The following is an 11837-nucleotide window of genomic DNA, read 5'->3' on the forward strand; positions in this document are numbered from 1 at the left end:
TATTTCATTCATCATCTTTGTCTGTGAATAAGTAGAATTATGGCAAAAGCAAATGAAGACACCCCTATAAAAGCTGTCGCTGCAGTCGTAAGAGAACCATTGAATCACGTCGTTTACCGTTCTGATGGTCTGGTCCAATAGGCTCACCAAAAGCTCTAGAAGGTAAGCAGTTTGGCTCCCCCAGGAATACCGCCAAACGAAGCAGTGGTAAAAATGATTGTTAACCATGACGGCGAAGATTATGATAAGGTTGAGATGGTCAATGTTTAATTTGAATTAGACTCATCCTTGGTTTCTGAACAGGTGGATGTGTTGAGCGGAATGTATGTCAATCACGAAGTTCCTGTTTTACGACGCGAAGGGTACGAAGCCGATTATTTTAACCTAGTTGATAACGGAGTACCGAGTTATTATGAAATAGTTACAGTGGCAAGTGAAGATAGTGGGAAAATGAGCAAGCAGATATAGAAGCTTTTTGGAAAGAGGCTCGAAAAGGCTTCGACTTCATGGTTGAAAATCTAGAAGATGCACTACAAATTATTCTTGATAATCAAGACGAAGCTAATTTCTCTCTTGATAAAGAAGTAGAGATGGGAAGCATGAGCATTTTATTACCAAAAATGAAAAGTGAATCAGGATCTGGGACAGAAAACACAAGATCCTGGGAAGAGACAGCGGACTGGCTGAAGAAAAATGAATTAATAGATGATATTCCTGATATGAATAAATTAAATGTTAATATTGTATCTTAACCATTTCATTTTTCCAAGTTTTTTGAGCAAAATGGAAAAGTCGCAGTGATATATATGTTATATGTCACTGCGACTTTAATGTTTCTATCATTCATGACGTCGGTGAATAACCTTCACCTTGTCGTAGACTTATTTGTTTTAAAATGGGATTGTCGCATATAAAACCCTTTGTTACCAAGGGCTTTAGGGCTCCTATTACTACTCCCACTCAATCGTTGCAGGTGGTTTACTTGTGATATCGTACACGATGCGATTCACATGTGGAACTTCATTTACAATTCGATTCGAGACTTTTTCTAAAATATCAAATGGTATTCTTGCCCAATCTGAAGTCATACCATCAATTGAACTGACTGCGCGAATCCCAACTGTGTGGTCGTATGTCCGTTGGTCGCCCATAACGCCGACACTTTGTATACCTGGTAAAACCGTGAAATACTGCCACACTGTTTTATCTAATCCTGCTAACATAAATTCTTCTCGTAAAATAGCGTCGGATTCACGAACAATTTCTAATTTTTCTTCTGTCACTTCTCCGAGAACGCGAATAGCTAGACCTGGTCCAGGAAACGGCTGACGCCATACGATATGTTCTGGAATCCCTAATTCCTCACCTAGTTTTCGAACTTCATCCTTGAATAAAGTGTTCAACGGTTCAACTAAATTCAATTTCATTTTTTCCGGTAATCCACCAACATTATGGTGACTTTTAATCGTTTGCGCAGTCTTTGTACCACTTTCAATAATATCTGTATAAAGGGTACCTTGTGCCAAAAAGTCGACATCATCAATCTTGGAAGATTCCTCGTCAAAAACGTAGATAAATTCATTGCCAATTATTTTTCGTTTCTTCTCTGGATCACTGACACCCTGAAGCTTTGATAAGAATCGATCTTTTGCATCGATTTGAATGACATTCATATGGAAACCTTCTTTGAACATCTTCATAACATCTTCAGCTTCATTTTTACGAAGCAAGCCATGATCAACAAAAATACATGTCAGTTGATCTCCTATTGCTTGGTGTAACAATACAGCAACGACAGAGGAATCGACACCACCGCTTAACGCACAGATGACTTTTCGATCTTTCACGGATTCACGAATTTTTTCTATTTCAGTTGCAATGAAATTTCTCATCGTCCACTCGCCACTACACCCACAAATTTCATACACAAAATTTTTCAAAAGATCATTCCCATAAACTGAATGACCGACTTCTGGGTGAAATTGAACACCGTAAAACTTTTTCTCCTCATTACTGATTGCGGCGATCGGACAGGAAGGATTCTGTGCATCAATTTGAAATCCTTCAGGCATTTCTACAACATGGTCACCATGACTCATCCATACAATTTGCTCTTCCGGCAATGTATGAAATATTGATGATTGGTTTTCTGTCAATAAAATTTTGGCTTTGCCATATTCACGTTGAGCAGCTGGTTCGACACGTCCGCCTAGTTTATAGGTCATTAATTGCATGCCATAACAAATTCCTAAAATAGGAATACCTAGTTGAAAGATTCGTTCATCAATAGAAAATGCGTCACGTTCAAACACACTATTCGGACCGCCAGATAAAATAATTCCTTTTGGATTTAATTTTTTTAATTCTTCTGCAGAAAGGTCGTTCGGGTGAAGTTCACTATAAACGCCTAATTCTCTAATCCGACGAGTAATGAGTTGGTTATATTGACTTCCATAATCTAAAACAATTATTTTTTCTTCTTGCTTCATACCTACACCTCGACTATTTTGATTCGTTACATTGAGTAATTCGGTGCTTCTTTTGTAATTTGCACATCATGTGGATGGCTTTCTCTCAATCCGGCATTCGTGATTCGAACAAACTGTGAATCCTCACGAAGTGCTTCTAAATCTTTTGTTCCGCAATAACCCATTCCAGATCGCAATCCACCAACTAATTGATAAAGAGTGTCTGCGATTGAGCCTTTATAAGGGACACGACCTTCGATTCCTTCTGGGACAAACTTTTTCGATTCCCCTTGGAAATAACGGTCTTTACTTCCTCTCTCCATCGAAGTAACGGATCCCATACCGCGATATACTTTATATTGTCTTCCTTGAAATACTTCTATGTCCCCAGGACTCTCCGTCGTACCCGCAAACATGCTTCCGAGCATTACAGCATGTCCTCCAGCAGCAATGGCTTTAACAACTTCCCCTGAGTACTTAATTCCACCGTCCGCAATAATGCTTACTCCGTGCTTTCTAGCCTCTGTAGCACAATCATAGATGGCTGTAACTTGTGGAACACCTACACCTGCAACAACTCGGGTTGTACAAATCGATCCTGGACCAATTCCTACTTTTACGACGTCAGCTCCAGCATCTATTAATGCTTTCGTTCCCTCTTTTGTCGCAACATTACCTGCGATTAAGTTCACTTCTGGGTACATCTCTCTTAATTTTTTTATGGCATTTAATACACCTTGTGAATGACCATGTGCTGTGTCGATGACTAGCGCATCAACTCCTGCTTCTACGAGCTTCTCTGAACGAACAAGCACATCACCTGTTACGCCAATGGCTGCAGCTACCAATAATCTTCCTTGACGATCCACTGCAGAATTTGGATATTCAATCACTTTCTCGATATCTTTAATCGTAATAAGACCTTTTAACACACCGTTCTCATCGACTAAAGGAAGCTTCTCCACTTTATGTTTCTGGAGCACTTTTTCCGCTTGTTCCAATGTCGTATCAACAGGTGCAGTAATAAGTTGCTCTTTTGTCATAACCTCGTCAATAGGTAATGAGTAATCTTCAACAAAACGAAGATCTCTATTCGTTATAATACCGATCAGTTTTTGTTCTGATTCATTGTTGACGATTGGAACACCCGAAATTCTATATTTACCCATCAAGTGTTCAGCATCATAAACTTGGTTCTCAGGAAGAAGGAAAAATGGATTTGTAATAACGCCTCTTTCTGAACGTTTCACTTTGTCCACTTGCTCTGCCTGTTCTTCAATCGACATATTTTTATGGATAACACCAAGTCCACCTTGTCTAGCCATAGCGATTGCCATACCTGATTCAGTTACTGTATCCATTCCAGCACTCATAATGGGTATCTTTAAATTCAACGTATCTGTCAAAGACACCTCTACTTTAACATCACTCGGTAAAACGGAAGATTCTTGTGGCAGCAATAAAACATCATCAAACGTAAAGCCTTCTTTTTCGAACTTGTTTTCCCACATATGTGTCGACCCCTTTACGAAAATATTATTAAAAGACTATCAATGTAATTTTGCATTGTCAACACACCGAAAAAATGTTCAATTAATCAAAAAATACTGACATTAATCATTCGTTAGAAAAGTAAATGGCTCTGTTTTGTGTTCTGATATGCTGAACTGTACCGCTGGCATTTTCTTTTTTAATTTTTGTTGTAAGCCTACTTTCATCACTTGTTCAATATGATGTCCTGGGTCAATCATTGCAAGCCCCATCCCTAAAGCATCATGCGCAGTGTGGAAATATACATCACCAGTGATCAACACGTCTGCACCCATTTGCTTCGCTTTAGCGATATACTTATTGCCATCGCCGCCAATGACTGCAACGGTGCGGATCCGTTTATCTTCTTTACCGACAAAGCGCAAGTTCGGAACATCGTATGCTTTCTTTACAAGTTGTGCCAACTCTTGAAGTTGCATTGGTTCGGATAATTTGGCAATCCGTCCCAATCCGTAAGCTTCGCCTTGAACTTGTAGTGGATAAACATCGTACGCCATCTCTTCATAAGGATGTGCTTGTTTAGCTAGTTCAATCGTTTGGTTTAAAATCCCTTCTGGAACAATTGTATCCATTCGATACTCTTCTACTCGTTCTAATTCATCTCCACTTCCAATATATGGATTTGCTCCATCTTGCGGTTTAAACGTACCAATCCCTTCTAGATTAAATGTGCAATGACTATAGTTACCGATAAAACCAGCGCCAGCATCGGCAAACGCTTGACGTATTTCATTTTCATGCGTTTTCGGCACGTGAATGACGAGCTTATATAACTTTTCTTCCGTTGTTTTGACGAGCACATCGGTATCTGTTAACCCTAGTTTTTCCATCAATAAATCATTTACGCCACCACGCGCAATGTCTAAATTGGTATGTGCAACGAAAAGAGAGATGTTATGCGTCATTAATTTCTTCGTAATTCTACCTTTTTCACTATCCCAATTGATCGCTTGAAATGGTTTAAAAATAAACGGGTGATGAGCGATAATAAGGTCGATTTCATTTTCAATCGCTTCATCAACGACACTTTCAAGAACATCCAATGTAACCATTACTCGATTGGCATCACTATTTGGACTACCGATTTGAAGACCAATCCGATCACCTTCAAACGCTAAGCTTTTTGGCGCAATCTCCTCCATGGCATTCATTACGTCAATTACTTTTGTCATTGTAATTCCTCCTTGATCCATGATTTTTGTTGTTCGAAAAGATTGATTTTATTTTGGTCTGGGTTTTTCGCTTGCTTTATTTGTTCGATAATTTTTTGTTTCTTTTCAAATACATGCTGCCATTTCTCTATAAAGGCTGCATTTTTTTCTTTCATGAGAAATGGCCCTAAATATATTTCTTTATCTGATAATTGTTGAGCTTGGTCACTTTTCTCCAAGACAAGAACTTCATAAATATACCCCTCATCATTAATGATTCGTTCGGCTATTAGTTGATACCCATAGTTTAACGAAAACTCTCTAATGGAAGAAGCATCGATATTCGGTTGGAGAATCAGTCGAGTCACTCCTTCCAATTTCTCGGGGTGACTCTCGAGAATGGAACGAATGAGTGACCCACCCATTCCCGCTATTATAATCGTATCTACTTCATTTGGTTCGATCACCTCTAAACCATTGCCTAACCGGACTTCAATCTGTTCTTGTAAGTTCATTTTTTTTACTTGTGATTGAGCAGATTCGTACGGTCCACGATTGACCTCACCAGCAATTGCTTGAACATAAGGTCGAGTCAAACAAACAGCGCACGGTAAATAAGCGTGATCAGAACCTATATCAGCAAACTTCTTTACATCTTCAGGTAAAAATTCGATAACTTGTTTCAGTCGATTTGATAATTCCATAGCTCTCATACCTTCCTGTATTAAAAAATCCAGAAACAAAAGAATTTCCTTTTGTTTCCGGATTCAAAGATTTAAATCTTATTTACCTGCTCCATCCACTAACCATTCAGCAAGTTTTTCTGCATTGCTTTGATCAAGGTTAATCGCTGGCATTTGACCTTTACCGTTTTTAATGATTTCGACGATTTCACTTGCATCGTATTTATCACCAACGTCAGTCAAAGCAGGTCCCATTCCGCCTTCTAGCTCACCGCCGTGACAGGACATACAATTTTGGCTATAAATATCTTCAGGTGCTAGATCAGTTTGTTCTGAGCTTTCTTCTCCTTCACCTTCCGCATTGTTCATTTGTGCCATACCGACACCACCCATGATAATCATCGCAAGAATTCCAATAATACCAATTACATAATAAGGTGCTGCTGCGTTTCTTTTCATGACATATAGACCTCCTTCAGTTGTATCTATGTAGTATTCTTCGTTTACAAAGCTATATCTATTTTACTTGAAAAGTGTTCAAGAGAAAAGAGATAAATGTGAAGATTTATATAACAATCAAAGCAAAAAACAATAAAATGCCAATGAATCCAGATATAACTAAATAATATACTTTGTTAACCCAGCCAAAAGCAATCCAGATTAAACCTTGTATTACAATTAGTAAATTCAACCAAAATCCACTGCCCAACCATTCATGTACGATTAATGTAGATCCAACGAGCATGGTGATAAAAAACAACACGATAACAACGTGTGTAAAAATGGATTGAATTTTATTAAAAAAATACCAATGTATTCCGAGAATGAAAATAAAGGTTGAAAAAACAATAAACTGAGCAAGGATTTGATCTGATAAATGAGAAGCAATGACAATGTATGCAGGAAGAAGAAGGAAAAGGAAAACTAAATCAAGACCAATGAACAGTTGTCGCTTCATTGATGCGTTTGACTTTGAGTCCTCTTCTACCCCTTCCCCATAGGTATACAATGCCAACAGAAAATTACAATACTTTTCTGGTAGTAGCTGATTTTGTTTCCAGCTTGTAATTTCATCAATAATTATTTTGTTTTTATCCTTTTTCATCCCAAGCCTCCAAAAAGACTTATTCTAAGAAATCTTTCAATCGCTTACTTCGGCTTGGATGTCTTAATTTACGTAATGCTTTCGCTTCAATTTGACGAATTCTTTCTCTTGTTACGCCAAATACTTTTCCGACCTCTTCAAGTGTTCGTGTTCTGCCATCATCTAATCCAAAACGAAGTCGTAACACGTTCTCTTCTCGGTCTGTCAACGTATCGAGGACGTCTTCAAGCTGCTCCTTAAGAAGTTCATAAGCCGCATGGTCGGAAGGTGAAGTTGCTTCTTGATCTTCGATGAAATCACCTAAGTGAGAATCATCTTCTTCTCCAATCGGAGTTTCCAAAGAAACAGGTTCTTGTGCAATCTTCAAGATTTCACGCACTTTATCTGGAGTAAACTCCATTTCTTCAGCAATTTCTTCCGGAGTTGGCTCGCGACCTAAATCTTGGAGCAATTGTCTTTGTACACGAATCAACTTATTGATTGTTTCGACCATGTGTACAGGAATTCTAATTGTTCTCGCTTGGTCAGCAATTGCACGTGTAATCGCTTGGCGGATCCACCAAGTTGCATACGTACTGAATTTAAACCCTTTACGATAATCAAATTTTTCTACTGCTTTGATCAAGCCCATGTTTCCTTCTTGAATTAAATCCAAGAATAACATTCCACGACCAACATAACGTTTCGCAATACTTACAACTAAACGCAAGTTCGCTTCTGCCAAGCGTCTTTTTGCTTCCTCATCGCCTTGTTCAATCCGTTCTGCTAATTCAATCTCATCTTTAGCAGTCAATAGATCGACACGGCCGATTTCTTTCAAATACATACGGACAGGGTCATTAATTTTCACCCCTGGTGGCACGCTTAAATCATTTAAATCAAATTCTTCTTCTTTCGAAATCTTCTGCATGCTCGGATCGTCTTCACTTTCACCGATAAGGTCGATTCCTTGTTCAGCAAGTGTTTCGTAAAACTCATCCATCTGTTCGGAATCCAATTCAAAGTGACCTAATTTATCCGCAATCTCTTCGTATACGAGAACTCCACGTTTTTTTCCGATTTCCAGCAGTTGGTCCTTAGATTGTTCCAGTGTTAATTCTTGATCTATTGGCTTTTCAGCCATGAAAACCCCTCCTTCCAAACTGACTACGTTAGCTTGGATATATTACTTTTCTTCCTCAATTCGAGCATTTTCATACCTATTCGGGCTGCTGACTTTGGATCATTCTCTCTCTCTGCTTGCTTCAACATGATTTCCAATGCTCGAATTTCTTGATCTATATCACTTTCTTTTTCGATTGCAAGAAAGTAATCTTCTAGTTCGTTTTGTTCCAAATCATCATTGATTTCTTTTAATGAAATCTCAATCGCTAGTTGTTTATATTGTTCTTCGGGTAACCGTTCAACAAATTGACTAACGTTCGGTTCATTGCCTTCTTCATAATAAGCGTATAGATAGGTGACAAGAACTTGATGCTCTTGAATATTGAATGCTGAACCTAATCGCTGTTGAACCGTTTCTGCAAAATCTGCATCCCTTAACATATGGGCAATAAGATTTCTTTCTGCCGTATGATGTGCTGCGTATAACTTTTCATTTTTCCTAGGCATTCCTGTTTGAACGTTTGTTCCACCACGTTTATCTTTAACCTTCACGGATTTCTTTATTCTGGAAGTTCGTTTCTCGATTTCATCCATTAATGTTTCACGATTTAAATGGAATGTATCTTCAAGTTCTTTTAAGTGAAAATCTCGTTCAACAGGATACTCACTCGTTGCGATTATGTCCAAAGCTTTTTCAATATATGCAATACGGTCATGATCAAGATTTAAATTATAATCTTTTTTATAGTATTCCAATGCGAAAGCAATATAAGTTTGAGCTGGTTGAAGAACTTTCTGTTTAAAGTATTCTCCACCATATCGATCAATATATTCGTCAGGATCTTGCCGTTCTGGAATATGGGCGACTCGAACTTCTAAACCTGCTTGACGTAAAATGTTCGCAGACTTGAAGCTAGCGTTTCTACCCGCATCATCTCCATCGAAACAGATGACTGCCTGTTTGACATATCGTTTTAATGTTTTTGCGTGAGTTTCAGATAAACTCGTACCCAACGTAGCTACCGCATTATAGACACCAGCTTGATATGCTTTGATGACATCCATATAACCTTCGAAAAGAATAACTTCTTTCTCTTTTTGAAAATGTTTTCTCGCTAAATGAAAATTGTATAAAACTCGTCCTTTATGGAAAAGCTTGGATTCAGGACTATTTAAATATTTAGGTTCTTGGTGTTCTTTAAAAGCTCGTCCGCCAAAAGCGATAATCTTACCTTGGTGGTTTTTAATCGGAAAGATAACACGATCTTTAAAACGATCATAATAACTTCCTTGATTTGTTGATTGTACAAGTCCGTAATCCGCTAATTGTTCCAGTTCATAACCTTTTCCTTTTAGAAAAGCGGCTAAAAATTCATTGCGATCCGGAGAGTAGCCTAATTGAAACTCTTCGATAGTGTCAGGCTCAAATCCTCTTTTTTTCAAATAATTTAAGCCAGCCTTCCCATCAGCAGTATGCTTGAGTACATGATGAAACAATTTGGCTGACCAGTCATATGCTTGCAGAACACCTTCTTGCTCTTCAGAGTAATAGGATTCTTGTGGTTGGATTAACCACTCACCAGAAATCTCTTCTCCACTTTTGCGAGCTAAAAGTTGAATGGCTTCTGTAAAATGAATGGACTCAATTTCCATTAAAAAACGGAGTGCATTGCCTCCTTTTCCACAACCAAAACAGTGAAAAATCTGTTTCTCTTGTGAAACAGAAAATGATGGCGTGTTTTCTCCGTGAAACGGACAGAGACCAAAAAAGTTTCTTCCTTTCTTAGTCAATTGGATATATTCACTAATTACATCGACGATATCACTAGTAGATAAAAGTCGATCGATCACTTCTTCAGGCACCTTGTTCATTTTTATCACCATATTCATATATCATTCGATAAAAATACCATAAACCCTTCATCAATCGACATTTTTTGTGAAAACTTCGTGAACACCTTAATCAAATGAACTAATTATGTTTCATTTACCTTTTACCCTTCCACACGCAATTAAAAACGTCTCGTCACTTGTAACTAAAGGGGTTGTCTCAATAATTCTATGTACATGAGTTCATTACTATCAAAGTTTTAGTAGGTGGTATGATATTTCTCACAAATATTGATTATAAAACAAATTGAGCGATAATGCTAACTTTTTGCTGAGAAACGTTGAAAGTTAAATTTGGTGTTTGTTTTTACTCACTTTTTTGCCAAAAATTGAAGATAAAAAATGAGAGAGGTCGGGAATTTTCCCAACCTCGAAGACAATGTTCTTAATTATTAAACTCTGTTGTTATTTTTATGGTAAATTTCTAATATGATATTTGCTGTTTCTTCAACTGCTTTGTTCGAGACATCCACTGTCTCACAACCGATTTTGTCGACGACTTGATCAAAGAACGAATTCTCTTTTTCAATCCGTTCTAACTTTGCATAGTTGGCCGTATCATCAAGGCCAAGTGACTTGAGCCGTTCTTTACGAATATCGTTCAATTTTTTACTGTCGATTCTTAAGCCAATACATTTATTTGGATTAACGTTAAACAGTTCAGCTGGTGGGTCTACCTCAGGTACGATTGGTACATTGGCAACCTTTATTCGTTTATGAGCCAAAAATTGGGATAAAGGCGTTTTCGATGTTCTTGATAAACCAATCAAAACGAGATCAGCTTTTAATATACCCTTTGCATCTCGGCCATCATCATATTTTACAGCAAATTCGACTGCTTCAATTCGTTTATAATAATCTTCATCAAGTTTATGTACTAAACCTGGTTCAAGTTTTGGTTCTATTCCTAAATAATCTTCAAGACGATCTAATAAAGGTCCAAGTAAATCAACTGCAATTACATTATTTTTTTTAGCCATATCCATTAACTGATAACGAAGTTCAGGTTTCACGAGTGTGAATGCAATCATTCCATTATTTTCTTTAGCTAATGCCACTGCTTCGCCAAGTGTTCCTTCGTCATCAACGTATGGAATCCGCTGAATTTTATCTTCATGACCGTTAAACTGACTTAACGCAGCTTTTGCTAACAGTTCAGCTGTTTCACCAACTGAATCGGATAAAACATAAAATTTAAACGGGTTCATAGGCTCCCTCCTTTTTTAATCTTCTTTTACCAATTCGACGAATGCACGAGTAATATTCGTTTTTGTCACTCGACCGATTACTTCCAACCCTTCGTCCTTTTCCTGAACAACGGGTAAAGCATCTATTTGATTTTCAATTAATTTATTGGCCGTATCAATCAGCAAATCTTCTTTTTTGCATACTTTAATCATCGGCATTCTCGTCATGATAATATGTACAGGGACTTCCTGTAAACTTTGTTGCCCAAGACTAGCGCGAAGTAAATCTTTTCTTGATAAAACACCTTGTAAATGAGAGTGCTCATCGACGACAAATAGAGTTCCAACGTCTTCTAAAAACATCGTTGTAATTGCATCATACACGTTGACATGTTCATTGACCACAACTGGAACTGAAAAATGTTCACTGACCTTCATTTTTTTGATGTTATGTGTCAACAATTCGTTACTCGTTTTACCTGTATAAAAATACCCGACACGTGGTCTGGCATCTAAAAAACCTGCCATCGTCAATATTGCTAGATCAGGACGTAATGTAGCACGTGTTAATTTTAATCGATCGGCAATATGTTCACCAGTAATCGGACCGTTCTCTTTAACGATTGAAACAATCTCTTCTTGACGGGCGGAAAGTTCCATTCCATTCACCACCTAACATTCGAATACGTTATACTTTT

At 37.8% G+C, this 11837-nt stretch carries 12 protein-coding genes; 2 read left to right on the forward strand and 10 right to left on the reverse strand.

Annotated features, from left to right (window positions below; translation table 11 throughout):
* Positions 1 to 321: 321 nt before the first annotated feature.
* Both FPQ13_RS01275 and FPQ13_RS01280 read left to right on the forward strand, forming a co-directional pair.
* Positions 322 to 468 (forward strand): ABC transporter substrate-binding protein, encoded by a 147-nt coding sequence (locus tag FPQ13_RS01275; protein ID WP_236782603.1) that lies wholly within the window; start codon positions 322 to 324, stop codon positions 466 to 468.
* 38 nt (positions 469 to 506) lie between these two features.
* Positions 507 to 752, forward strand: a complete 246-nt coding sequence (locus FPQ13_RS01280; RefSeq protein WP_144087485.1) for a hypothetical protein — start codon at positions 507 to 509, stop codon at positions 750 to 752.
* 198 nt (positions 753 to 950) lie between these two features.
* Here FPQ13_RS01280 and guaA read toward each other — a convergent pair whose 3' ends face one another.
* From guaA to ccpN, 10 genes are all read right to left on the reverse strand, one after another.
* On the reverse strand, positions 951 to 2489 hold the full coding sequence (guaA, locus tag FPQ13_RS01285; protein ID WP_144087486.1) for a glutamine-hydrolyzing GMP synthase: 1539 nt from the start codon (positions 2487 to 2489) through the stop codon (positions 951 to 953).
* A 26-nt stretch (positions 2490 to 2515) separates the two neighbouring features.
* Complete coding sequence (gene guaB, locus FPQ13_RS01290) at positions 2516 to 3979, reverse strand: IMP dehydrogenase (protein WP_144087487.1); 1464 nt, start codon at positions 3977 to 3979, stop codon at positions 2516 to 2518.
* Between the two features lie 102 nt (positions 3980 to 4081).
* On the reverse strand, positions 4082 to 5191 hold the full coding sequence (locus FPQ13_RS01295; RefSeq protein ID WP_144087488.1) for a Nif3-like dinuclear metal center hexameric protein: 1110 nt from the start codon (positions 5189 to 5191) through the stop codon (positions 4082 to 4084).
* Positions 5188 to 5883: a tRNA (adenine(22)-N(1))-methyltransferase gene (locus FPQ13_RS01300; protein WP_144087489.1), complete on the reverse strand. Its 696-nt coding sequence runs from the start codon at positions 5881 to 5883 to the stop codon at positions 5188 to 5190. Before FPQ13_RS01300 ends, FPQ13_RS01295 begins: the two co-directional genes overlap by 4 nt.
* Before the next feature lie 69 nt (positions 5884 to 5952).
* A complete protein-coding gene (gene cccA / locus FPQ13_RS01305) occupies positions 5953 to 6312 on the reverse strand; it encodes a cytochrome c550 (protein WP_144087490.1) in 360 nt (119 codons plus the stop codon).
* Positions 6313 to 6418: 106 nt separating this feature from the next.
* Positions 6419 to 6958: a hypothetical protein gene (locus tag FPQ13_RS01310; protein ID WP_144087491.1), complete on the reverse strand. Its 540-nt coding sequence runs from the start codon at positions 6956 to 6958 to the stop codon at positions 6419 to 6421.
* Positions 6959 to 6977: 19 nt separating this feature from the next.
* Positions 6978 to 8081 (reverse strand): RNA polymerase sigma factor RpoD, encoded by a 1104-nt coding sequence (rpoD, locus tag FPQ13_RS01315; protein ID WP_144087492.1) that lies wholly within the window; start codon positions 8079 to 8081, stop codon positions 6978 to 6980.
* Positions 8082 to 8104: 23 nt separating this feature from the next.
* Complete coding sequence (gene dnaG / locus FPQ13_RS01320) at positions 8105 to 9934, reverse strand: DNA primase (RefSeq protein WP_144087493.1); 1830 nt, start codon at positions 9932 to 9934, stop codon at positions 8105 to 8107.
* A 410-nt stretch (positions 9935 to 10344) separates the two neighbouring features.
* A complete protein-coding gene (locus FPQ13_RS01325) occupies positions 10345 to 11160 on the reverse strand; it encodes a pyruvate, water dikinase regulatory protein (protein WP_144087494.1) in 816 nt (271 codons plus the stop codon).
* A 15-nt stretch (positions 11161 to 11175) separates the two neighbouring features.
* The gene (ccpN, locus tag FPQ13_RS01330; RefSeq protein ID WP_144087495.1) at positions 11176 to 11799 is read right to left on the reverse strand and encodes a transcriptional regulator CcpN; all 624 of its coding nucleotides are present in this window, start codon (positions 11797 to 11799) and stop codon (positions 11176 to 11178) included.
* Positions 11800 to 11837 lie beyond the last annotated feature (38 nt).

Source organism: Allobacillus salarius, from assembly GCF_007559425.1.
In the GTDB taxonomy this organism is placed as follows: Bacteria; Bacillota; Bacilli; order Bacillales; family Alkalibacillaceae; genus Allobacillus; species Allobacillus salarius.